General features: G+C 42.2%; 22 protein-coding genes. 17 read left to right on the top strand and 5 right to left on the bottom strand.

Annotated features, from left to right (window positions below; genetic code table 11):
* Positions 1-234 precede the first annotated feature (234 nt).
* The 9 genes from C1A09_RS04160 (at position 235) to C1A09_RS04120 (ending at position 8648) form a co-directional block, all read left to right on the top strand.
* Entirely contained in the window at positions 235-1641 is a 1407-nt protein-coding gene (locus C1A09_RS04160) for a polyamine ABC transporter ATP-binding protein (RefSeq protein WP_101542498.1), read from the top strand.
* Positions 1642-1657: 16 nt separating this feature from the next.
* Positions 1658-2431, top strand: coding sequence for an ABC transporter permease (locus C1A09_RS04155; RefSeq protein WP_101542497.1), 774 nt, complete (start codon positions 1658-1660; stop codon positions 2429-2431).
* Positions 2428-3219, top strand: a complete 792-nt coding sequence (locus C1A09_RS04150; RefSeq protein ID WP_101542496.1) for an ABC transporter permease — start codon at positions 2428-2430, stop codon at positions 3217-3219. The genes C1A09_RS04155 and C1A09_RS04150 overlap by 4 nt, the downstream gene beginning before the upstream one ends.
* 49 nt (positions 3220-3268) lie before the next feature.
* Entirely contained in the window at positions 3269-4609 is a 1341-nt protein-coding gene (locus tag C1A09_RS04145; RefSeq protein ID WP_101542495.1) for an ABC transporter substrate-binding protein, read from the top strand.
* Between the two features lie 17 nt (positions 4610-4626).
* A complete protein-coding gene (nagA, locus tag C1A09_RS04140) occupies positions 4627-5790 on the top strand; it encodes an N-acetylglucosamine-6-phosphate deacetylase (RefSeq protein ID WP_101542494.1) in 1164 nt (387 codons plus the stop codon).
* A gap of 165 nt (positions 5791-5955) precedes the next feature.
* Positions 5956-6630 carry an OmpA family protein gene (locus tag C1A09_RS04135; protein ID WP_101542493.1) on the top strand — a complete coding sequence of 225 codons (675 nt, stop codon included), beginning with the start codon at positions 5956-5958 and terminating at the stop codon, positions 6628-6630.
* 92 nt (positions 6631-6722) lie between these two features.
* A complete protein-coding gene (gene mtgA, locus C1A09_RS04130) occupies positions 6723-7436 on the top strand; it encodes a monofunctional biosynthetic peptidoglycan transglycosylase (protein WP_101542492.1) in 714 nt (237 codons plus the stop codon).
* Between the two features lie 348 nt (positions 7437-7784).
* A complete protein-coding gene (locus C1A09_RS04125) occupies positions 7785-8024 on the top strand; it encodes an XRE family transcriptional regulator (protein ID WP_180949177.1) in 240 nt (79 codons plus the stop codon).
* Between the two features lie 186 nt (positions 8025-8210).
* Positions 8211-8648 carry a lipocalin-like domain-containing protein gene (locus tag C1A09_RS04120; protein WP_101542491.1) on the top strand — a complete coding sequence of 146 codons (438 nt, stop codon included), beginning with the start codon at positions 8211-8213 and terminating at the stop codon, positions 8646-8648.
* Positions 8649-8834: 186 nt separating this feature from the next.
* Here C1A09_RS04120 and C1A09_RS04115 read toward each other — a convergent pair whose 3' ends face one another.
* From C1A09_RS04115 to C1A09_RS04105, 3 genes are read right to left on the bottom strand one after another with little or no spacing between them, the layout of a single operon-like run.
* Positions 8835-9983 carry a cytochrome d ubiquinol oxidase subunit II gene (locus C1A09_RS04115; RefSeq protein WP_101542490.1) on the bottom strand — a complete coding sequence of 383 codons (1149 nt, stop codon included), beginning with the start codon at positions 9981-9983 and terminating at the stop codon, positions 8835-8837.
* Between the two features lie 59 nt (positions 9984-10042).
* Positions 10043-11593: a cytochrome ubiquinol oxidase subunit I gene (locus tag C1A09_RS04110; RefSeq protein ID WP_101542489.1), complete on the bottom strand. Its 1551-nt coding sequence runs from the start codon at positions 11591-11593 to the stop codon at positions 10043-10045.
* A gap of 39 nt (positions 11594-11632) precedes the next feature.
* Complete coding sequence (locus tag C1A09_RS04105; protein ID WP_101542488.1) at positions 11633-11854, bottom strand: DUF4492 domain-containing protein; 222 nt, start codon at positions 11852-11854, stop codon at positions 11633-11635.
* Positions 11855-12044: 190 nt separating this feature from the next.
* On the opposite strand from C1A09_RS04105, the gene C1A09_RS04100 reads away from it, so the two are divergent.
* From C1A09_RS04100 to C1A09_RS04065, 8 genes are all read left to right on the top strand, one after another.
* Positions 12045-13451: a TolC family protein gene (locus C1A09_RS04100; protein ID WP_101542487.1), complete on the top strand. Its 1407-nt coding sequence runs from the start codon at positions 12045-12047 to the stop codon at positions 13449-13451.
* A gap of 219 nt (positions 13452-13670) precedes the next feature.
* The gene (locus tag C1A09_RS04095) at positions 13671-14900 is read left to right on the top strand and encodes an efflux RND transporter periplasmic adaptor subunit (protein ID WP_101542486.1); all 1230 of its coding nucleotides are present in this window, start codon (positions 13671-13673) and stop codon (positions 14898-14900) included.
* 51 nt (positions 14901-14951) lie between these two features.
* On the top strand, positions 14952-15698 hold the full coding sequence (locus C1A09_RS04090; protein ID WP_101542485.1) for an ABC transporter ATP-binding protein: 747 nt from the start codon (positions 14952-14954) through the stop codon (positions 15696-15698).
* 12 nt (positions 15699-15710) lie between these two features.
* Complete coding sequence (locus tag C1A09_RS04085; RefSeq protein WP_101542484.1) at positions 15711-16931, top strand: ABC transporter permease; 1221 nt, start codon at positions 15711-15713, stop codon at positions 16929-16931.
* Positions 16932-16981: 50 nt separating this feature from the next.
* The gene (locus C1A09_RS04080; RefSeq protein ID WP_101542483.1) at positions 16982-18046 is read left to right on the top strand and encodes a sensor histidine kinase; all 1065 of its coding nucleotides are present in this window, start codon (positions 16982-16984) and stop codon (positions 18044-18046) included.
* A gap of 6 nt (positions 18047-18052) precedes the next feature.
* Positions 18053-18754: a LytR/AlgR family response regulator transcription factor gene (locus tag C1A09_RS04075; protein WP_101542482.1), complete on the top strand. Its 702-nt coding sequence runs from the start codon at positions 18053-18055 to the stop codon at positions 18752-18754.
* A 626-nt stretch (positions 18755-19380) separates the two neighbouring features.
* Positions 19381-20025 (top strand): pyridoxamine 5'-phosphate oxidase, encoded by a 645-nt coding sequence (pdxH, locus tag C1A09_RS04070; RefSeq protein WP_101542481.1) that lies wholly within the window; start codon positions 19381-19383, stop codon positions 20023-20025.
* Positions 20026-20124: 99 nt separating this feature from the next.
* Complete coding sequence (locus C1A09_RS04065) at positions 20125-21168, top strand: DUF2776 family protein (protein ID WP_101542480.1); 1044 nt, start codon at positions 20125-20127, stop codon at positions 21166-21168.
* Here C1A09_RS04065 and pgl read toward each other — a convergent pair.
* On the bottom strand, positions 21161-21880 hold the full coding sequence (gene pgl, locus C1A09_RS04060; RefSeq protein ID WP_101542479.1) for a 6-phosphogluconolactonase: 720 nt from the start codon (positions 21878-21880) through the stop codon (positions 21161-21163). The two genes, C1A09_RS04065 and pgl, sit on opposite strands and share 8 nt — an antisense overlap.
* A complete protein-coding gene (gene zwf, locus C1A09_RS04055) occupies positions 21877-23373 on the bottom strand; it encodes a glucose-6-phosphate dehydrogenase (RefSeq protein WP_101542478.1) in 1497 nt (498 codons plus the stop codon). The genes pgl and zwf overlap by 4 nt, the downstream gene beginning before the upstream one ends.
* Positions 23374-23383 lie beyond the last annotated feature (10 nt).

Raw genomic sequence — 23383 nt, 5'->3', positions numbered from 1 at the left:
CATACATATTACACGCTCATTACATTTTTTAAGACTTTAAGAAACACTTTAGTATGGTCATACAAAGTATTTACCCAATTCATGATCAAATCAAACCAACCCAAACCTTCATTAATAAAAAGTTTTGCAACTAAAAAATACACATTTTTCTCTTTTTAGACCAACAAAAAGAAAAAGTGCAATTATTTATGTACCTTTGCCGCGCTTTTTATGACTCTAAAGTAAGAAACGCTTATGCAAAAATCCGACTGCATCATCGGTGTAGAGCACGTATCGAAGTTCTTCGGAGATAAGGCCGTACTGAACGATGTAAATTTATCTGTCCGTAAGGGCGAGTTTGTAACGATATTGGGACCATCCGGTTGCGGAAAAACAACATTGTTACGCCTAATTGCAGGTTTCCAAACTGCTTCAGAAGGGGTAATTACCATTGCCGGAAAAGACATAACACAGACACCACCGCACAAACGTCCGGTAAACACGGTGTTCCAAAAATATGCTCTCTTTCCTCACCTTAATGTATTCAATAATATTGCTTTCGGTCTCAAGTTAAAAAAGATGCCTGCCACCACTATTGAAAAAAAAGTGAAACAAGCACTCCGTATGGTGGGTATGACGGACTATGAATATCGTGACGTTGATTCGCTCTCCGGCGGCCAACAACAACGCGTAGCCATTGCTCGTGCCATTGTCAATGAACCGGAAGTGTTGTTACTGGATGAACCGCTTGCCGCATTAGACCTGAAAATGCGTAAGGACATGCAGATGGAACTGAAAGAAATGCACCAAAAATTGGGTATTACCTTTATCTACGTCACACACGACCAGGAAGAGGCGCTTACTTTAAGTGATACCATCGTCGTAATGAGCGAAGGAAAGATACAGCAAATCGGTACTCCGATAGATATCTACAATGAACCTATCAACTCTTTTGTAGCTGATTTTATCGGTGAAAGCAATATATTGAACGGTGTGATGATAAAGGATAAACTCGTCACTTTTGCCGGACACGAATTCGAATGTGTGGATGAAGGTTTTGGAGAACAAGCACAAGTAGACGTGGTGTTGCGGCCGGAAGACCTTTATATCTTCGAGCCATCGGATGCCGCACAATTGACGGGTATCGTAACCAGTTGTATCTTCAAAGGTGTACATTATGAAATGCTGGTACAAACTCACGAAGGCTACGAACTGATGGTACAAGATTACCATTGTTTTGAAGCCGGACGTGAAGTAGGTTTGCTGGTAAAACCATTTGATATCCACGTAATGAAAAAGGAACGCACTTGTAATACATTCCAAGGAAAGCTGATTGACGAAACCCATGTAGAGTTTTTAGGCTGTGCTTTTGAATGTGATCCTGTGCATGATATCGAACCGGAAACCCCAGTACAAGTAGAAATCGATTTCCAAAACGTCATTCTTGAAGATAACGAAGAAGATGGGCGACTGACAGGAGATGTAAAATTTATCCTCTATAAAGGCAACCATTATCATCTTACAGTGTTTACCGATTGGGACGAGGATATCTTCGTTGATACCAATGACGTATGGGATGATGGCGACCGTGTAGGAATTCGCATTGCCCCTGAAAATATACGGATTGTTCAACCTATTAAAAAGGAAGGAAGTGACCAGTAAGTTATCCTATTTCTTCATGCGGCGGCGCAACTGGACAGTGCCCTACGCGTTATTTTTACTTATATTTGTAATAGTACCGCTACTACTCATTGTGTTGTATGCCTTTACAGATGCCGAAGGGACGTTTACCTTTGCCAACTTCCGCAAGTTCATGATGCATCCCGAGGCACTGAACACATTCGTCTACTCCATCGGCATTGCAATAATAACAACACTTGCATGTCTGTTGCTGGGTTATCCGGCAGCCTACATTCTGAGTCAGAAACATTTCAATACTTCCCGTACGATGGTGGTACTGTTCATTCTGCCCATGTGGGTAAATATTTTGATACGTACTCTTGCCACAGTGGCACTTTTTGACTTTCTGAGTCTGCCATTGGGAGAAGGGGCATTGGTTTTCGGTATGGTATACAACTTTCTGCCTTTCATGATATATCCTATTTATAATACGCTGCAGAAAATGGATCACAGCTTGATTGAAGCTTCACAAGACTTGGGAGCCAACCCTATGCAGGTATTCGGAAAAGTAATATTACCGCTATCCATGCCGGGTATCATGAGTGGAATTGTGATGGTATTCATGCCCACAGTATCTACTTTTGCCATTGCCGAGTTACTGACAATGAACAACATCAAGTTGTTCGGTACAACGGTACAGGAAAATATCTATAACGGAATGTGGAATTATGGTGCAGCTTTGTCACTCATCATGTTGTTACTGATTGGTATTACCATTCTCTTTACCAACGAAGAAGACAGTGCGTCCAATGAAAGCGGAGGTGTGATATGATGACGCGTATTCTGGCTAAAAGTTACCTTTGGATGTTATTGGCGTTACTCTATTCGCCGATTCTGATCATTATGATATTCTCTTTCACTGAAGCGAAAGTGCTTGGCAACTGGACAGGATTTTCCACAAAACTATACAGTTCGCTCTTTACAGGCGGAATGCATCACTCGCTGATGAGTGCTATCTGGAACACATTTGCCATCGCATTGCTTGCTGCCACCGCCTCCACCGTTTTGGGAAGTATTGCTGCTATCGGCATATTCAATTTGCGTACACGTACACGGCAGATAATGAACTTCGCCAATGCCATCCCAATGATGAACGCTGATATCATTACAGGTGTATCCTTGTTCCTTTTATTTGTAAGTTTCGGTATATCACAAGGATTTACGACGGTGGTATTGGCACATATCACTTTTTGTACACCATACGTGGTACTCAGTGTCATGCCTCGTCTGAAAAAGATGAATCAGAATGTATATGAAGCAGCGCTCGATCTGGGTGCCACCCCATTTCAGGCATTACGTAAAGTAATTCTCCCTGAAATATTTCCAGGAATGATTAGTGGATTTATCCTTGCATTTACGCTTTCTATCGATGACTTCGCAGTAACCATTTTTACCATTGGCAACGAAGGTTTGGAAACACTATCGACTTATATCTATGCCGATGCGCGTAAAGGCGGACTGACACCGGAACTTCGTCCGTTATCAACGATTATTTTCATAACGGTACTGGTACTGCTGATTGTGATTAACAAACGGGCAGAAAAGTCAAAAAAAGAATAACTTCTCACCTCATCAAAAGGGAGAATTAAGAAATGATATATAAAAGCTAATGAAAAAATTAACAGTCCTATTGACCCTGCTGTGCTGCATTGGCCTGTTCGCTTCCTGCGGAGGTTCAAACGAGCAGCGCAGTCATGTACTGAAAATATATAATTGGGCAGACTATATCGATGAAGATGTACTTGCCGAATTTCCTGCCTGGTATAAGCAGCAGACCGGAGAAGATATCCGTATCATCTATCAGGTGTTCGACATCAATGAAATAATGCTTACCAAAATTGAACGCGGACATGAAGATTTTGACGTGGTATGTCCTTCTGAATATATCATCGAACGAATGCTGAAAAAAGATTTACTCTTACCCATAAACCGGAATTTCGGTAAAACACCAGACTATATTCCCAACATCTCGCCTTACATCCAAAAAGAATTGAATAAAACCAGTCAACCGGAACGTACCACTACAGACTATGCCGTACCTTATATGTGGGGTACCGCCGGTATTCTCTATAACAAGAACTTCATCACAGAAGAAGAAGCCGGAAGTTGGTATTGTTTATGGAATGTAAAGAACAAAGGTAAAATCCTAATGAAAGACAGCTATCGTGATGCATACGGTACTGCCATCATCTACGCTCATGCTAAAGAATTGGCAGACAGCACTGTTACTGTAGAACAATTAATGAACGATAATTCTTCCGAAGCCATCGAACTCGCCGAAAAATACCTGAAATCCATGAAACCCAATATCTCCGGCTGGGAAGCTGATTTTGGTAAAGAAATGATGACCAAGAACAAAACTTGGCTCAACTTAACCTGGAGTGGTGATGCCGTTTGGGCTATTGATGAAGCGAATGCTGTGGGAGTCGAACTGGATTATAAAGTCCCCCGTGAAGGAAGTAACATCTGGTACGATGGTTGGGTTATCCCGAAATATTCGCGTAATGTAAAAGCTGCGAGCTATTTCATCAACTATCTCTGCCAGCCCGAAATAGCCATGAGGAATATGGATGCGATCGGTTATGTAAGCGCTGTGGCAACTCCCGAAATCATGGAGGCAAAAATTGATACAACCATTGAAGAACGTTCCGATCTGAGTTATTTTTTCGGAGAAATTAAAGGGGCTGACAGTTTACAGATCAATCCTGTTCAATATCCCGACCGAAAAATAGTGGAACGTTGCGCCATGATACGCGATTTTGGTGACCGCACGGAACTGGTACTCGAAATGTGGAGCCGTGTAAAAGGCGATAACCTCAATACAGGTATCGTATTACTGATATTTGCCGTTTTCGGCATATTGTTTATCTGGCTGATGTATGGAAAGATACGGAAATACAAACAACAACGACACCATCGCAGACGAAAAAAAAGAAACTTGAAATCATAAATCTAAATTCTAAAAAAATGCTGACTCAAATTATCAACGGACGTATATTCACCCCGCAAGGCTGGTTGAATGAAGGTTCTGTCCTAATGCGGGATGGAAAAATCTTGGAAGTAACAAACTGTGACCTAGCCCTTATCGGTGCACGGCTCATCGATGCCAAAGGTATGTACATCGTGCCGGGTTTCGTCTGCATGCACGCACATGGTGGTGGTGGATACGACTTTACCGAATGTACGGAAGAAGCTTTCCGTGGAGCTATCCGTGCACATCTGCGGCATGGAGCTACCAGCTTCTATCCTACCCTTTCTTCTTCACCTTTCAGCAAATTGCACCAAGCTGCCGAAATATGCGAAAAACTGATGGAAGAACCCGGAAGCCCAGTGATTGGACTGCACATCGAAGGTCCGTATCTAAATCCTAAAATGGCAGGCGAACAATTTGCCGGACAAGTCAAAGAGATTGATGAGAAAGAATATAAAAAACTTATAGAGAGTACTTACTGCATTCGCCGTTGGGACGCTTCACCCGAACTTCCCGGTGCACTGGACTTTGCCCGTTACCTTCGTAAAAAAGGCATACTGGCAGCCGTATCGCATACGGAAGCTGAATATGATGGTATCAAAGAAGCCTTTGAAGCCGGTTTTACCCATGCAGCCCATTTCTACAATGCTATGCCCGGTTTCCACAAACGCCGCGAATATAAATATGAAGGCACGGTAGAAAGTGTCTATCTGACAGACGGAATGACCATTGAATTGATTGCCGACGGTATCCATTTGCCTGCTACTATTCTTAAGCTGGCCTATAAATTAAAAGGTGTTGAACATACCTGCCTGGTAACCGACGCATTATCCTATACCGCCAACGAAGACAAAGAAATCAACGATCCGAAAGTAATTATCGAGGACGGTGTTTGTAAATTGGCCGACCGTTCGGCATTGGCAGGCAGTATCGCAACCTCCGACGTGCTGATACGCACGATGGTAAAAGCAGGAATTCCTTTAGGAGATGCATTACGTATGGCTTCTGAGACTCCAGCCCGCATTATGGGAGTATACGACCGTAAAGGTTCACTGCAAAAGGACAAGGATGCCGATATACTGATTATGGATAAAGATTTGAATATCCGCGCTGTATGGCAAGCCGGAAATTTAGTTGAAGAGACAAATACACTTTTTTAAGGAAAGAGTAACAACCCCTGAATTATCACTACGGGGTTGGTTTATATTTATTAAAAGGAAAATTCTCTAAAAAAAGTACAATGCTAAACTTTTTGAGGTCAACAGATGTATTATATAAATAAATTTGCATCATTAAAACTTAAACCAACTAAAAAATAAAAAGGTATGAAAAAAATGAAGATCACAGCTATATTGCTGAGTGGTGCTTTGCTACTGGGCAGTTGCAGTACCATGAATAAAACGACTAAAGGTGGTATCATCGGTGGTGGTTCGGGTGCAGCGGCCGGAGCTATTATCGGAGGATTGATCGGTAAAGGAAAAGGCGCGGCCATTGGTGCGGCGGTAGGTGCGGCAGTAGGTACAGGCGCCGGTGTAGCCATCGGTCATAAGATGGACAAGAAGGCTGCCGAAGCTGCCAGAATTGAAGGTGCACAAGTAGAGAAAGTGACAGACTCCAACGGACTAGCTGCTGTAAAAGTTTCATTTGAATCCGGTATTTTATTTGCTTTTAACTCCGCAGCGTTAAGTAACAGTTCCAAGGCTTCTTTACGTGAACTGGCACAGATTTTAAAAGAAGATCCAACTACGGATATCGCTATTGTCGGTCATACGGATAAAGTAGGTACATACGAAGCCAATATGAAAGTCTCGAGAGAACGTGCTTATGCCGTAGAGAATTATCTGCAAGCTTGTGGTGTGTCTCCCTCACAATTCAAAAAAGTGGAAGGTGTGGGATACAATGAATATGACAATAACATGACAGCCGAACAAAATCGCCGGGTGGATGTATATATGTATGCCAGCGAACAGATGATCAAGAATGCAGAAGCAGGAAAATAAATGATGATTAAACAGAGATTTGTTAAAACGTAGATTATTGTTAATTTGCGTTTTAACAAATCTCCATTTACATCCCCACCAACACTGCGACAATGAAACTTTCAAAGCCCTTACGAATAACCCGTAACATTATATTATTCTTTTTTATCTCTACTTTTACAGTAGCAGTGATTTATCGTTTTGTGCCAGTATATATCACTCCCCTAATGGTTATCCGTAGCGTACAACAAATATTTACGGGAGAAAATCCCAAGTGGCATCACACTTGGGTATCGTCCGACAAGATATCCCCTCACCTGCCTATGGCGGTTATTGCTTCCGAAGACAATCGTTTTGCTACACACAATGGTTTCGACTTTATCGAAATAAAAAAAGCGATCGAAGAAAATGAAAGCCGCAAGCGAAAACGGGGAGCAAGTACCATCAGCCAGCAGACAGCAAAAAATGTCTTTCTTTGGCCGCAGTCTTCATGGTTGCGCAAAGGTTTCGAAGTCTATTTCACCTGGTTGATCGAACTACTCTGGTCGAAAGAACGAATTATGGAAGTCTATCTTAATTCCATAGAAATGGGAAAAGGAATATACGGGGCACAAGCCGCAGCAAAATACAAATTCAATACCACAGCTGCCAAACTCACTGAAGGGCAGTGTGCACTGATTGCGGCAACTCTCCCCAATCCGATACGATTTAATTCAGCAAAACCTTCCCCATATATATTAAAAAGACAAGGACAGATACTGAGACTGATGAAACTTGTACCGAAATTTCCACCGACAGAAGAATCGGTTAAAAAGAAGAAAAGATAATAAAAGTATCCATTCTTAAAGAATACAAAAAGAATATTCACTAAATTTGCAAAATAACAAAAGTATTACATGAAATGTAATCTTTGTTGTAATTGCATTAAATGAATATAATTAATAAAACATTGGAAAAGCGTTTCCATTCTCATACTTATTAGATATTGAGCTTTAGCTCTTATTCTCTGTTCTGAAAACCGCCAAAATGAAGACCGTAGAGAATAAGTAAGTGATAGTTCACGCTGTATAGGCGTGAATTATTCGTACTTATTTATACGGTTGGGTGCTTGGCGGTACCTCAGAGCAAGATAGGTTACGGATGGTTCCGCCTTTTTTCGTACAAAAACGACACACATGGTACACATAGGTAAACTTATTGAGGAAAAACTTCGCCAACAAGGACGTTCTGTCAGTTGGTTTGCTGGTAAGCTATATTACGACCGAACTAATGTGTATTCCATATTCAAAAGAAAAAGTATAGATACAGATCTTTTATTACGTATCAGCCACGTTCTGGACTACAATTTTTTCAATTGCTACCATCCTGAATTTAAGGAGGAAGTTCTATCAAACCCAAGCAGCAAACAGGAATAATGTAGAATAATATTCTACATTGTGTAGAAATTCCGGTTACATCAATGTTTCATTTTTTCTTTCTTTCCACGCTATCTTTGCCTAATATTTTCAATGGAACTTATAAACATTGATACAAACGTAACAGTCACTATTTGCGCAATGTATCAAATAACTTTTTTAATACTAATTAAATCCAGAAAAAAAATGAAAAAGCTTGAATTGAAATTATGGTTGTCATACATATTGATAGCCCTGTGCATTGGTTTTACAGGTTGTAGCGATGACGATGAAGGTGTCAACGGTGATGCAAAAACTCTTATTATCGGTACCTGGGAATCCACCTGGTATAAAGGATACGAAATTTATAATGGCAAAAAAGAAACATGGGACGAAGCATATACCGAAGACATTTATACATTCAAAAATGACGGGTCAGGGGTATACCAAGATATATCCGGCAGTACAATACACTCAGAAAACTTCAAATGGAGTATTTCCGGTGACAAACTAAAAATTTCTTTCGACGGTTATAGTGATGAAGCTACCATCAAAACCTTGAATGAAAGCACGGCTGTCCTCACCTCTTACGAAAAAGATGAAGAAGGTGAGTTCTATAATGAAATTACTTTCAAAAAGAAATAATAATTATCAGGAAAAAAGAGGACGTATCAAAAACTAACCGAACGTCCGGAAAAGCAACGGACTGCAAAAGACAAACACAAAGGCAACCCTATCAATCCTCGCTTTAGGATATGATAGGGCTGTTTTATTACAGATAAGGATAATCAAGTTTCAGATTTAATATCCATATTCGGTAAAATCATTTTTTTAATAAGCGTGTCCTCCTCCTTCCATTTCTTTCACATCAATCTTCTTCCTGTCAATACTGCGCCAAGCATAGAATATATAAGCAAGTACAAAAGGCACCAATATAGATACATACGCCATTACCTGCAAAGTAAATTGACTGGAACAACTGTTTGCCAGCGTCAACGAACTTTGCAAGTCGGCAGTAGAAGGATAATAGGCCGTATTATTATAGCCAGCCGTAAGCAACAGGGCAAGTACCGTAAACACGGTACCTATACCGGCAAACCAGATACCTTTATCAAATGTAGGTTTCCACAATGTACGGACAATCCCCCATAGAACAGAGACTACACCCATGAGGAAAATCAGCAAGACCAAAGGCATCTCAAGAAAATTCGTCAGATATTTGTAGGGTTCCATAAACACTTCACCAGTTACCGGATTAACAGCATATCCTTCGGCAAGCAACATACGGATAACAAAGGCAAGGAAGAATATCAGGAACAAAATCGTGTTACCCCACAAAGCACGACGGGAACGTTTCAGCAAATCATTGTCATTAATATTATTAATGAAATAAAGTGCCCCCAAGATACGGGCCAAAAAGAAAACAGCCAATCCCAGCACTACATTCCAAGGATTGAGTAATGCATCAAGCCCATGTCCGGCATTTGCCCAACGACTGATAACGGGCATCACGGTATCTGCTATATTACCTTTGTTTATATAAAACTCGGAACCGGTAAAGAACGTAGCCACAGCGCCCCCCAACAACACCGGACCTACCACGCCGTTTATTACCAGAAACACACGATATGTCGTTTTACCCAATAAGTTCCCAGCTTTTGACTGGAATTCATAGCTGACGGCCTGTAACACGAAACTGAACAGGATAATCATCCACAACCAATAGGCGCCACCGAAACTCGTACTATAAAATAATGGGAACGAAGCAAAGAATGCACCCCCAAACGTAACGAGTGTAGTAAACGTAAACTCCCACTTCCGCCCTGTTGAGTTAATCATCATTTTACGCTGTTCCTCCGTTTTTCCCAGACAGAAGATGAGTGAATTACCTCCCTGTACAAATAGCAGGAATACAAGTATAGCTCCCAACAAGGAAACTACAAACCACCAATATTGCTGAAGTAATATATATGTATTCATATTTCAAATGTGATAAAATTATAATATATAATGTGTATGATAAAGTTGAAAGCACTCTATCACTTTTCTTCCGGTCCCTTGCGGATAGCCTTCAGCATAATACCGACTTCTGCAATCAGCATAACAGTGAAAAGTACAAGGAAAATAAAGAAAGTAGTCTGCACGGAACTTACATCCAACTTAGAAATGGCAGCACTGGTAGGCAACATATCCTGTATAGCCCACGGTTGGCGTCCACACTCAGCCACCACCCAACCAGCCTGTCCGGCAAGATATCCTAAAGGAACAGTCAACATAGCCACCCAATGCATCCAGCGCATCCGCGACAAATCTTTCTTATATACAAAGAAAAGAACAACAATAAAGAAGAGAATGAAATAGCCTCCCAGTATCACCATGACGCGGAACATATAGAACGTTAACGGTACATTAGGCACCAACTCATTGATATCTTTAATATAGCCATATCCAAAATATGCCACGTTCTCATTCAAAACTTTGGCAGCCACCTGTGCATCGGCATCATTACCCGCAGCCTTTGCCGCACGATAAGCCGCGAAAGCACCAATAGCCGTTTTTCCCCTTTTTATCTTTTCCTCGGCAGAAAGGGCAATCGAACCGTCTTGCAACTTATATCCACCTTGCAACAGATTGTCTATACCCGGAACAAATGCATCCATTCTCCGTTCTGCAAGCAATGACAATAACTTGGGAATTTCCAAACGGACCAGAAATGCATCTTCTCCGTCACCGGCAGTCTTCTTTTGGGGATTGAGGATACCGAAAGCAACCAATCCAGCACCATCTTGCCCCTCATAATATCCTTCCATGGCAGCCAGCTTCATAGGTTGCTTCTGCGCTACTTGGTAGCCGGAGCCATCACCTGTCCATGCAGAAAGCACAGCGGCACACAGTCCTACCCAAGCGGCAATCTTGATGCTAGCCAAGGCAAACTTCTTATCCCGGTTCTTCCAAAGATACCAGCAACTGACGCCAACCACAAACACGGCAGCCAACACCCATCCTGATAATACACTATGGAAAAACTTATTAACAGCCATCGGTGAGGTTGCCACAGCCCAGAAGTCCACCATCTCGTTACGGGCAGTTTCCGGATTGAACTCCATTCCTACAGGATTTTGCATCCAGGCATTTGCTACCAAAATCCACCATGCAGAAATCGTAGCCCCCAATCCTGTGAACCAGGTAGATGCCAAATGGAAACGTTTACTCACCTTATCCCAGCCAAAAAACATGACCGCAATAAACGTTGCCTCCATAAAGAACGCCAAAATGCCCTCGATGGCCAGCGGAGCACCGAAAATATCTCCAACAAACCAACTGTAATTACTCCAGTTCGTACCAAATTCAAACTCCAAAATCAATCCCGTAGCCACGCCCACGGCAAAATTGATACCGAAAATTTTCATCCAAAACTTAGCGGTACGTTTCCAGAACTCGTCACCCGTACGGTAGTAAGCCGTCTCCATGATGCCCATAATTACCGCCAAACCTAAAGTGAGCGGCACAAAAATCCAATGATAGATAGCAGTCAAGGCAAATTGCGCTCTCGACCAGTCGATCAGGGAAGTGTCAATGTTTTCAAGCATGAGAGTAAAATATTAAGTATTATGTAAAAGGTATAAAAATCAGTTACCGGTAGCTCTGATAATAAGTTCACGGCTCACGTACTCTTCTTTATCAGCCCCCACAGCCACCTTATTCAAGTAATTTGGAAAGAAAATAAGGCGAAGAATAAAAAACATAATGAATAACTTGATTACGATAATCAGCCACAGGGTACGTCCCAATGTCATACTTCTGAAACCGTCTAAGTAGAATTGCCAAATACTGGTTACAAGGTTTTTCATATAAATTCGGATTTACAATCATTACAAATATAAAATTCTTTTATATAAAGAACAAATTAAAACCTAAAAAGTTATTTATCGGCACAAAAAAGTATTCTGCCGACGAAAATCCGACCTATATCTATCAGTTTTGCACTTCTACGGGTTACCGCATATATTTGTCATGTGAAACAATAGAAGATTAAGAGATATGACGAATGTAAAAAGATTGACAGTAATAGTACTCTGTATAGCAAACTATACGTGGTTGTCTGCGCAAAATATCGATACGATACAGCAAGCTACACAGAACAACATTCAGCAGGCCGACAGTAATTTGCTTGCCCAATGGGATTTGCAAAAATGCATTGATTATGCTTTACAACAGAACATCACCATCCGTAAAAACCGCCTGAATGCCGAAAGTACCGAAGTAGACGTAAAAACCGCGAAAGCTTCCCTCTTCCCCAGCCTATCAGCATCGGTAAGCCAACGTATCGTAAATCGCCCCAATAGCGAAACCAACACGATTATAAACGGTGACAACATCACGAGTAGCCAAAGCAAGACAAGCTATAACGGCACTTACGGTATCGATGCGAACTGGACACTTTACAACGGCAGTAAACGCCTGAACACACTGAAACAACAACGTTTAAACAACCGTATTGCCGAACTGAATGTAGCACAAAGCGAGAATAGCATTGAAGAAAGTATCACACAAGTCTATGTGCAGATACTTTATGCAGCCGAAGCAGTAAAAGTAAATAAGTCTACCCTGGAGGTAAGCAAAGCTGAATATGAACGTGCCCAAGCACTATTTGCAGCAGGAAGCATTGCAAAGAGTGACCTTGCACAGTTAGAGGCACAAGTCAGTACAGATAAATATCAGGTGGTAACAGCACAAGCTACCCTGCAAGATTACAAACTTCAACTAAAACAACTGCTCGAGCTGGATGGTGAAGAAGAAATGAATCTCTATATTCCTGCTTTGAACGATGAAAATGTACTCTCTCCGTTACCTGCAAAAACGGACGTATTCCACGCTGCCCTCACGATACGTCCGGAAATAGAAGCAAGCAAATTGGACGTAAAGGCTTCGGAATTGGACATCGACATTGCCCGTTCAGGATATATACCTACACTAAGTCTCAGTGCCGGTATCGGAAGTACCAATGCCAACGGCAGTGACTTTACTTTCGGTGAGCAGATTAAACAAAACTGGAATAACTCGCTGGGGCTGACTGTAAGTATTCCTATCTTCAACAATCGTCAGACCAAGAGTACCATACAAAAAGCAAAACTTCAGAAGCAGACGAGTGAATTGTCATTGCTGGATGAGCAGAAGACTTTGTACAAAACCATCGAGGGACTTTGGCTGGATGCCAATAGTGCACAACAACGCTATGTTGCAGCCGTAGAAAAGTTAAAGAGTACCCAGACCAGCTACGACCTCATCCAAGAGCAATTCAATCTCGGCATGAAGAATACAGTGGAACTGTTGACGGAGAAAAATAACCTGCTTAATGCGCAGCAGGAAACACTGCAAGCCAAATACATGGCGATATTGAACACACAGTTGTTGAAGTTCTATCAGGGAGAGAAGATTACTCTATAATCATCAGTTTTCCGTTTCCTATAGATGGAAACGGCAGTTTCCTACCACAGAAATGAGCGTTTCTCTTAATGGAAACGACAGTTTCCACTAATGGGAACGGAAGTTTCTCCTAATGGGAACGGAAGTTTCTCTTCATGGAAACGGCCGTTACATTTAAGGGGAAAACAATCAGTAAATACAATACGCTAACAATTAACAGTATATATATAATATATCATTATGAATAAAAAGAAAATTATCCTCATTGCCATAGCCATTATTGTGGCAGTCGGCGCAGGGTTCTGGCTCTTCGGAGGTGCTAAAGCCAAGCATAAAGTGATCTACGAGACAGCAACCATAAACAAAGGCGAGATATCAGAGTCAGTAACCGCCACGGGAACTATCGAACCGGTGACGGAGGTGGAAGTCGGTACTCAGGTCAGTGGTATTATCGACAAAATCTATGTAGACTATAATTCAGCGGTGACCAAAGGCCAACTGATTGCAGAGATGGACCGCGTGACCCTCCAGACCGAACTGGCTTCTCAACGTGCCACCTACAACGGTGCCAAAGCGGAATATGAATATCAAAAGAAGAATTATGAACGCAATAAAGGTTTGCACGAAAAACAGCTAATCAGTGACACAGACTACGAACAGTCTCTGTATAATTATGAAAAGGCGAAGAGTAGTTATGAAAGCAGTCAGGCTGCCGTAGCCAAAGCAGAACGAAACTTGTCGTATACCGTCATCACTTCCCCTATTGACGGAGTGGTTATCAGCCGTGATGTGGAAGAGGGACAAACGGTGGCTTCGGGCTTTGAGACACCGACTCTGTTTACCATTGCCGCGGACTTAACACAGATGCAGGTGGTGGCCGATGTGGATGAAGCTGACATAGGCGGAGTCGAAGAAGGACAACGCGCCACATTTACAGTAGATGCCTATCCGAACGATATATTTGAAGGCGTAGTAACTCAAATACGTTTGGGTGATGCCAGCAGTAGCAGTACAGCCACTTCATCAACCACGGTCGTTACATACGAAGTGGTTATCTCCGCCCATAATCCCGATTTGAAATTGAAACCCCGGCTGACGGCAAATGTAACCATCTATACTCTCGACCGTAAAGATGTGCTTTGTGTTCCGGCACGTGCCCTGCGTTTCACTCCCGAGAAACCGCTCATCGGAGAAGATGATATCGTGAAAGATAGCGAAGGCGAACATAAACTCTGGACACGAGAAGGTAATACATTTACCGCACATCCGGTAGAAATAGGTATCTCCAACGGTATCAATACTGAAATTATCAGCGGTATCAGCGAAGGTACGGTAGTAGTGACTGAAGCAACTATCGGGCGCATGCCGGGTGATACTGGAACACCGGAAGCAAATCAGGGAGCAAACGGTGAAAAGAGTCCGTTTATGCCTGGCCCTCCGGGAGGAAATAAAAAGAAAAACGGCAAATGATGAATTACCGGCATAGCACCCCTAAATTCCCATTTATAAACATCAATCATTATGAGCAAAGTAGTTATTGAACTTCAAAACATAAAACGGAACTTCCAGGTGGGTGACGAGACAGTCCACGCATTGCGTGGTGTTTCATTCACCATTACCGAAGGTGAGTTCGTCACCATCATGGGTACATCCGGTTCGGGAAAGTCTACATTGCTGAATACATTGGGTTGCCTGGATACTCCGACAAGCGGTGAGTATTTACTTGACGGCATTTCGGTACGCACCATGAGCAAGCCTCAGCGTGCCATACTCCGCAACCGCAAAATCGGTTTCGTATTTCAGAATTACAACTTACTGGCAAAGACAACAGCCGTAGAAAATGTAGAACTCCCCTTGATGTACAACTCCGCAGTATCTGCCGCCGAACGCAGGCAACGTGCCATCGAAGCCCTGCAAGCCGTGGGATTGGGTGACCGGCTGGAACATAAATCCAATCAGATGTCCGGTGGACAGATGCAGCGTGTTGCCATTGCCCGGGCACTGGTAAACAACCCGGCAGTTATTCTGGCAGATGAAGCAACCGGTAATCTGGATACACGTACCTCTTTCGAGATATTGGTACTATTCCAGAAACTGCACGCAGAAGGACGTACCATCATCTTCGTGACACACAATCCGGAAATAGCCCAGTACAGCAGCCGCAATATAGTGTTGCGCGACGGACAGGTTAAAGAAGATCACCTCAATCCGGAAATCCTGAATGCCTCCGAAGCGCTTGCCGCATTGCCTAAACAAGAAGAAGATTAAAACATTATTAATATGAATGGAACCAACCTATTTAAAATAGCCCTCCGGGCACTTGCCAACAACAAGTTACGGGCATTCCTCACCATGCTGGGCATCATCATCGGGGTAGCATCGGTCATCACCATGCTTGCCATCGGACAAGGTTCGAAGAAGAGTATCCAGGCACAAATCTCCGAAATGGGTTCGAACATGATTATGATCCATCCGGGAGCCGATATGCGTGGTGGTGTACGTCAAGACCCCAGCGCCATGCAGACCTTGAAACTTACCGATTACGAAGCTCTGCGAAATGAAACAAACTTCCTTGCCGCTGTCAGCCCCAACGTGTCTTCATCGGGACAACTTATTGCAGGCAACAACAACTATCCTTCTTCCGTGAGCGGTGTCGGTACGGACTATTTAGAAATCAGACAGTTGACGGTGGAGAACGGAGAAATGTTTACCGAATCCGATATACAGACCTCCGCCAAAGTTTGTGTCATCGGCAAGACCATACAAGATAATCTATTCCCCAACGGAGAAGATCCGGTAGGTCGCATCATCCGATTTAATCAAGTACCTTTCCGGGTAGTCGGTGTACTGAAATCGAAAGGTTACAACAGTATGGGTATGGACCAGGATGACGTAGTACTTGCGCCTTACTCTACCGTTATGAAAAGATTACTCGCCCAAACTTATCTCAGTGGTATCTTCGCTTCTGCCCTGACAGAGGATATGACGGACAATGCCACTGATGAAATCACTGAAATTCTACGACGCAATCATAAGTTGAAGGAAAGTGATGATGACGATTTTACTATCCGCAGCCAGCAGGAACTCAGTTCGATGCTGAACACCACCACTGACTTGATGACCACCCTACTTGCCTGCATTGCCGGTATCTCACTGGTAGTCGGTGGTATCGGTATCATGAACATCATGTATGTATCCGTCACGGAACGTACCCGCGAAATCGGCCTGCGAATGAGTGTCGGTGCCCGTGGAGTGGATATTCTGTCACAATTCCTGATTGAAGCTATTCTTATCAGTATCACCGGCGGACTTATCGGAGTTATCATCGGCTGCGGAGCAAGTTGGATAGTCAAGAGTGTGGCCCACTGGCCCATTTATATCCAGCTATGGAGTGTATTCCTCAGTTTCGCGGTCTGTACCGTCACCGGTGTCTTTTTCGGTTGGTATCCTGCCAAGAAAGCAGCAGACTTGGATCCGATAGAAGCAATAAGATACGAATGATGATAAAGAAATGAAGAGTTCTTCATTATTTTGTTTATTTTTGCAACAGTATGAAACAAATTCTTTACTCACGGTCGCGCATCATTGAAGCCCTGATACATATCATCGGCTGGGGAATTGTTTTCGGTTTCCCATTCTTGATGATGACACGTAGCGGGTTCACAATAACTTGGGTAGAATATCTGCGGCATGGCAGCGTGGTTCCACTCTCTTTCTTTATCGTGTTTTATGTGAATTACTGTTATCTCATCCCCCACTATCTGTTTGAGGGACGCATCAACAGATATCTGTTACTGAATGTCCTGTTGATAATCTGTGTTACGGCAGGCGTGCACTTCTGGCAAGAATATGCTTTTCAGAATTTTATCAAAGGTAGCGGTAACTCAAGGAGGCATATGGGACCTCCCAAATGGATATTCATATTGCGTGATGCATTCACCATGATACTTACCGTCGGGTTGAGTGTAGCCATCCGACTGAGCGGACGATGGATACAGGTAGAAGCAGCCCGTCGTGAAGCAGAGAAAAGCCGTACTGAAGCAGAATTGAAGAACCTGCGTAATCAGCTCAACCCTCATTTCCTGCTCAACACTCTGAATAACATCTATGCCCTTATTGCCTTTGATACGGACAAGGCGCAATCTGCCGTTCAGGAATTAAGCCGATTGTTACGCCATGTCCTTTATGACAATCAACAGACTTTTGTCGCTTTGGGTAAAGAGATGGATTTTATTCGGAACTATATTGAGTTGATGCGCATACGGCTCGCTTCCAATGTCACCGTAGAGACGCATTTCGAGGTTCGTCCGGATAGTCGTACAGAGATTGCTCCACTCATCTTCATTTCTCTGATTGAGAATGCTTTTAAGCATGGTATATCTTCTACTGAACCTAGTTTCATCCGTATTCGTTTCAGTGAAAGCCACGAAGAAGTACGTTGCGAAATTATCAATAGTTATCATCCCAAAAGTGAAACGGATAAGAGTGGAAGCGGCATCGGATTGGAACAGGTGCGTAAAAGGCTTGAACTGACCTATCCGGAACGTTATGAATGGGAACATGGAGTAAGTGAGAATGGAAAAGAATATAAATCAACTTTATGTATCAGGTATTAAAACAGTATGAATTTAAGATGTGCAATCGTAGACGATGAACCTTTGGCTTTAAACCTTCTGGAAAGCTACGTTCTGAAAACTCCTTTTCTGGAACTTGCAGGCAAGTATTCTAGTGCTGTACAAGCTATGAAAGATTTACCGGACAAACATGTCGATCTTCTCTTTCTCGACATCCAGATGCCGGAGCTCAATGGTCTTGAATATTCCAAGATGGTAGATTTTCACACACGTATTGTGTTCACCACAGCTTTTGACCAGTATGCAATAGATGGATATAAAGTCAATGCCTTGGACTATCTGTTGAAGCCTATTTCATACGTTGATTTTTTACAAGCTGCCAACAAAGCTGTGCAATGGTTTGGGTTGTTGCAACAACCCAAAGAGGTAATTGAAAGTATTTTTGTGAAAAGTGACTACAAACTGGTACAAGTGGAACTTAAAAATATTCTCTATATAGAAGGTTTGAAGGATTACGTCAAAATCTACGAAGAAAATACTCCCAAACCTATTCTTTCACTTATGAGTATGAAAGCCATGGAGGAGTTGCTCCCTGCTTCCCGCTTTATGCGCGTACATCGTTCCTACATAGTACAAAAAGACAAAATACGCATTATCGACCGTGGCCGTATAGTTTTTGGGAAGAGTTACATCCCCATCAGCGATAGCTATAAACAGGTTTTTCAGGATTTCCTGGAAAAGCGTAGCTAAAATCCAGTTTACCATAGATAAATAATAAAATTTGGTCGATTTCTTACAATATCCTATTGCATATTAAAAGATGTTTTTTTACCTTTGCATCGAACAGATAGGAGTTGTGAAACTCCCCCAATAGAATAGTTTAGTTAAGTCTAGTTTAGTTTTTGTGTAAAGCACTTCCTCCGTAAGCGAACGTTGGAAGTGCTTTTACATTATGGTGGATTTTCCAAATATATTCAGTTATAATATAAAAATCCCGTCCTACTTGTCACAAGCGGGGCGGGACAACGACAAAATTAAATAGGCATTTTGTAGCCTCAGTATATTAAAAATGGGTTAACGAAAAAAAGCACTACGAACAGAACGAAAAAGCCCCCAGCCTGTTAATATGATACCACTCAGTACTAACACAAACGTGCGCCACAACGCACAGCCGAGGGCTTAATGCCTTCCGCTGCGTTGTGGCGCATTTATATCGTACATGAGTGGTACCGCAAAAGTAATAATATAAACTTAATTAGTAAAATGAAAACACTAATTTCTTATTGTGATAATAAATAAACTATCCCTGAAGTATAATATTTATCAGAACTCTATCCCCTTCTTCATTGTTATAGATGAAAAAAATTATACGAAGTATGAAATCTCAAATCTCTGATATCCGAAAAGAATATACGCGTGGGAAACTCACTAAAAACAACATTTCCAACGATCCTTTCGAACAATTTGCATATTGGCTGGACGATGCCATCCATAGTAGCGAAGACGAACCTACCGCCATGATTATAGCCACTGTATCAACTGACGGACATCCTTCTACACGAACCGTATTACTGAAAGGGATGGAAAATGAGAAGTTTCTATTTTTCACAAATTACGAAAGCCGTAAAGGACAACAATTAACAGGTAACCCATATATATCCTTGTCCTTTGTGTGGCATAAATTGGAGAGACAGGTACATATCGAGGGGAAAGCTGAAAAATGTACTCCCGAAGAATCAGAGGCTTATTTTGCAACTCGTCCTTACAAAAGTAGAATCGGAGCCAGAGTTTCCCCGCAAAGCCATGTCATCGGCAGCCGGATGGAAATTATACGTGCATTTGCTTATGAGGCAACAAAGTTGGCGGGACAAGTAGTGAAACGTCCTGATAATTGGGGAGGATTTGTAGTCACTCCTACCCGTTTTGAGTTTTGGCAAGGACGTGAAAACAGACTACACGATCGTTTTCAATATACACTATTAGAGAATGGAAACTGGGAAATATCTCGATTAGCCCCCTGATTTAACTTTGTAAACTCTATATGCTATAAATAAAACTTAAAAAGAAAAACAAAGCCAGAATGTCACTGTTAGAAAGTAAAAACTCTAAATAAGCTAATTATGAATTACGGAATTAGTATTCTTTTCCGAGCCATACCCTTACTGATGGCTTTGTTTTGTTTTAGCTACGGAACTTTCGTGCTTTATATGGGAGTGGACCCGGCAAAGTATGTCGCCGGTCCGGTATTGTTATCCTTAGGGATGATTTGTATCGCACTATTTGCTACGGCAGCCACAATCATCCGGCAAATTATCCATACATATAGCCCGATAGTAAAATATGCCCTACCTATCATCGGTTACATGGCAGCCATTATCACTTTTATCTATGGATGGGAATACATAAATGAAGCTGCTAGTGCCAGCCATTTCGTAGCCGGACATGTAGTTTGCGGAGTAGCCTTCATCACAGCATGCGTCGCAACCACAGCAACTTCCTCTACACGTTTCACTCTCATCCCTGAAAACTCCGATACAACCGGACACGAGGTACCCCGTAAAGCATTTAACTCCATAGAAGGCAATATTTTGATAATCATCGCCATTATCCTGGCAACTGTTACATGGATATGGACCTTCTGGCTTCTTACGAAAAGCGACACACACAATGCTTATTATGTAGCCGGACACGTCATGGCAGGAATTGCCTGTATCTGTACCAGCTTGGTAGCATTGGTAGCAACAATCGTACGCCAAATACGTAATACATACACACATCCTGAAAAAAGATGGTGGCCTGCATTAGTATTATCCATGGGAACACTCAGTATCGTTTGGGGACTCTTGATTTTAGGTAATCCCAACATTATCAAATCCTCTATCGGATTTATCATGATAGGATTGGGACTGGTGTGTTACAGTATTTCCAGCAAAGTCATCCTGCTTGCTGCTATCTGGCGAAACACATTCAAACTAGCCAACCGTATCCCGTTAATTCCAATATTTACAGCCCTAACCTGCCTGTTCCTCTCCGTCTTCATTTTCGAGATGGCAACAATACACGATGCCTACTTTGTACCGGCGCGCGTATTAGCCGGCTTAGGAGGTATATGTTTCACACTATTCTCAATAGTAAGCATTCTGGAAAGCGGTACTTCTAAATAGTATCCGCTTCCTTTCCAGCAGCCTGAGCATCAGCAAAGACATCAACATCTAAAGCATGATGCGCCACAAAGGCGGCAGGACCGGTATCACCCGAGTTCAAGATATCACGGACTACATCTGCCTTACTTTTTCCAGTTACAAGAAAGACTATCTTCTTAGCACTGAATATCAGGCATCCTGTCATGGCTATCCGCTGCTGCCCGTTATAAGGATTGAAGCTGACTTCATATGGACGAAAAGAAGACAGAAGATGTTCTTGTCCCGGAAAGATAGAAGATGTATGCCCGTCGTCACCTGCACCAAGCAACACAACATCAAAAACCGGAAAGCCACGCCACAAAGGTAATGTACGATATACTTGTTCCGAATAACGTTTGGCTTCTTCTTCGGGAGAATGGAATGCGTAGACAGGAAAAACAAATTCATCCGGCATCCTGACCTCATTCAAAAGTAACCTGCTCATTGTACCATAATTACTTTCCGAGTCTTCGAAAGGAACGCACCGTTCATCTACCCAATAGATACGCATCCGTTCCCATGGAGTTTGTTCTTTATACTCATTCGCCCAAATATCAAACATAATTGAAGGAGTAGTTCCTCCGCTGAAAGCAAAATAAAAAATTCGTTTCGGCTCTTGTTTCATCATATCAATGAGATATTTAATGAGCGCATGCGCCGTTTCTGTCGCAGTAGTATAAATGTAACTTTTCATAACTCACAGTATTCGTCTGTATTTGTAAGATTTTTACACGGATTGGTCCATTCAGCATCATGTTCGTGCATCATTACTTCACTCTCCAAAGGCCCCCAAGTACCGATTGGATAACCGTAGAGCGGAACCTCAGGATGTTTCTTCCAATAATTTAAAACAGGATCAAAAAATTTCCAGGAAGCTTCAACGGCATCACTACGAGTAAATAGTGTCTGGTCACCTTGTATACAATCTTCTATTAACCGAGCATAAGCATCACCGGTAGGCAGCCTCCCTAATTCGGAATAGCTGAAGTCCATCATAACCTGCTTCACGTCAAATCCGGGACCCGGAACTTTCATTCCGAACTTCAAGACAATACCTTCGTTGGGTTGCAATCGTAAAATAAGTTTGTTGGCACGGGGGCAATGGCCACCTTCACAATGAAACATCTGATGTGGTGTTTCACGGAAATGTATTACAATCTCCGTTACCTTTGTAGGCATTTGTTTTCCGGTACGGATATAGAAGGGAACACCACTCCATCGCCAATTGTTGATACCGATTTTCATGGCAATATAAGTTTCGGTACGTGAGTCAGGCGATACATTATTCTCTTCTCTATAACCTTTTTTCGTTCCGAAACCAGTGTACTGTCCACGAACAATATGTTCATTCAGGTCTTCCTCCGTCAATGGTGCAAGAGATTCGTAAACTTTTACCACTTCATTTCGGAAATTATCAGCATTGAAGATAGCAGGAGGTTCCATAGCTGTCAATGCCACCAGTTGTATAAGGTGGTTCTGCACCATATCACGCAAGGCACCTGCGCCTTCATAAAATCCGCCACGTTGCTCTATACCTAAATTCTCTACCGCAGTGATTTCTACATAATCCACATAATTACGGTTCCATAATGGTTCAAAAATACCATTGGCAAAACGAAAAGCCAGAATATTCTGAGCAGTCTCTTTACCCAGAAAATGATCAATACGATAAATCTGATGCTCCTCAAATACAGAAGAATAAATCCGGTTTAAATCACGGGCTGACTCTAAATCATACCCAAAAGGTTTTTCGACGATGATACGTGAATGGGGAGTGTTCAGATGTGCTGTCTGCAAATGAAGTGGAATAACGCCATAAAGCGAAGGTGGGGTAGCCAGATAAAACAGAAGATTATCCGGTTCTTTTTCACCTGTCAATTCCTGCAAACGGTCATTCAAACGGCCATATTCCTCTACATCAGCAGGATTCATTGTCAGATAATTCAGATGCCTACAAAAATCTGTCATCTTTTCTTCAACTTGCTCTTTCGAAGCGATAAACTGTTCAAGTTCTTTCAATATATATGTACGGTAATTATCATCCTCATATTCTGTACGCCCAATACCCAGAATAGCAAAACCATCCGGTAAACGTCCATCCTTATATAAAGTATATAATGCCGGCATCAATTTACGCTTCGTCAAATCGCCTGAAGCTCCAAAAATAATCATTACAAATTTATTCATAGTAGTTCCT

The sequence above is a fragment of the Bacteroides cutis genome, assembly GCF_900241005.1.
GTDB lineage: Bacteria > Bacteroidota > Bacteroidia > Bacteroidales > Bacteroidaceae > Bacteroides > Bacteroides cutis.
Note: the sequence above shows the minus strand (reverse complement) of the source record. Positions and strands in the feature narration are given on the sequence as shown.

Excerpts from the sequence above, each read along its gene's own strand:
- C1A09_RS04160 (WP_101542498.1), top strand. The coding sequence starts at position 235 with ATGCAAAAATCCGACTGCATCATCGGTGTAGAGCACGTATCGAAGTTC.
- C1A09_RS04155 (WP_101542497.1), top strand. The coding sequence starts at position 1,658 with ATGCGGCGGCGCAACTGGACAGTGCCCTACGCGTTATTTTTACTTATA.
- C1A09_RS04150 (WP_101542496.1), top strand. The coding sequence starts at position 2,428 with ATGATGACGCGTATTCTGGCTAAAAGTTACCTTTGGATGTTATTGGCG.
- C1A09_RS04145 (WP_101542495.1), top strand. The coding sequence starts at position 3,269 with ATGAAAAAATTAACAGTCCTATTGACCCTGCTGTGCTGCATTGGCCTG.
- nagA (WP_101542494.1), top strand. The coding sequence starts at position 4,627 with ATGCTGACTCAAATTATCAACGGACGTATATTCACCCCGCAAGGCTGG.
- C1A09_RS04135 (WP_101542493.1), top strand. The coding sequence starts at position 5,956 with ATGAAAAAAATGAAGATCACAGCTATATTGCTGAGTGGTGCTTTGCTA.
- mtgA (WP_101542492.1), top strand. The coding sequence starts at position 6,723 with ATGAAACTTTCAAAGCCCTTACGAATAACCCGTAACATTATATTATTC.
- C1A09_RS04125 (WP_180949177.1), top strand. The coding sequence starts at position 7,785 with ATGGTACACATAGGTAAACTTATTGAGGAAAAACTTCGCCAACAAGGA.
- C1A09_RS04120 (WP_101542491.1), top strand. The coding sequence starts at position 8,211 with ATGAAAAAGCTTGAATTGAAATTATGGTTGTCATACATATTGATAGCC.
- C1A09_RS04115 (WP_101542490.1), bottom strand. The coding sequence starts at position 9,983 with ATGAATACATATATATTACTTCAGCAATATTGGTGGTTTGTAGTTTCC.
- C1A09_RS04110 (WP_101542489.1), bottom strand. The coding sequence starts at position 11,593 with ATGCTTGAAAACATTGACACTTCCCTGATCGACTGGTCGAGAGCGCAA.
- C1A09_RS04105 (WP_101542488.1), bottom strand. The coding sequence starts at position 11,854 with ATGAAAAACCTTGTAACCAGTATTTGGCAATTCTACTTAGACGGTTTC.
- C1A09_RS04100 (WP_101542487.1), top strand. The coding sequence starts at position 12,045 with ATGACGAATGTAAAAAGATTGACAGTAATAGTACTCTGTATAGCAAAC.
- C1A09_RS04095 (WP_101542486.1), top strand. The coding sequence starts at position 13,671 with ATGAATAAAAAGAAAATTATCCTCATTGCCATAGCCATTATTGTGGCA.
- C1A09_RS04090 (WP_101542485.1), top strand. The coding sequence starts at position 14,952 with ATGAGCAAAGTAGTTATTGAACTTCAAAACATAAAACGGAACTTCCAG.
- C1A09_RS04085 (WP_101542484.1), top strand. The coding sequence starts at position 15,711 with ATGAATGGAACCAACCTATTTAAAATAGCCCTCCGGGCACTTGCCAAC.
- C1A09_RS04080 (WP_101542483.1), top strand. The coding sequence starts at position 16,982 with ATGAAACAAATTCTTTACTCACGGTCGCGCATCATTGAAGCCCTGATA.
- C1A09_RS04075 (WP_101542482.1), top strand. The coding sequence starts at position 18,053 with ATGAATTTAAGATGTGCAATCGTAGACGATGAACCTTTGGCTTTAAAC.
- pdxH (WP_101542481.1), top strand. The coding sequence starts at position 19,381 with ATGAAATCTCAAATCTCTGATATCCGAAAAGAATATACGCGTGGGAAA.
- C1A09_RS04065 (WP_101542480.1), top strand. The coding sequence starts at position 20,125 with ATGAATTACGGAATTAGTATTCTTTTCCGAGCCATACCCTTACTGATG.
- pgl (WP_101542479.1), bottom strand. The coding sequence starts at position 21,880 with ATGAAAAGTTACATTTATACTACTGCGACAGAAACGGCGCATGCGCTC.
- zwf (WP_101542478.1), bottom strand. The coding sequence starts at position 23,373 with ATGAATAAATTTGTAATGATTATTTTTGGAGCTTCAGGCGATTTGACG.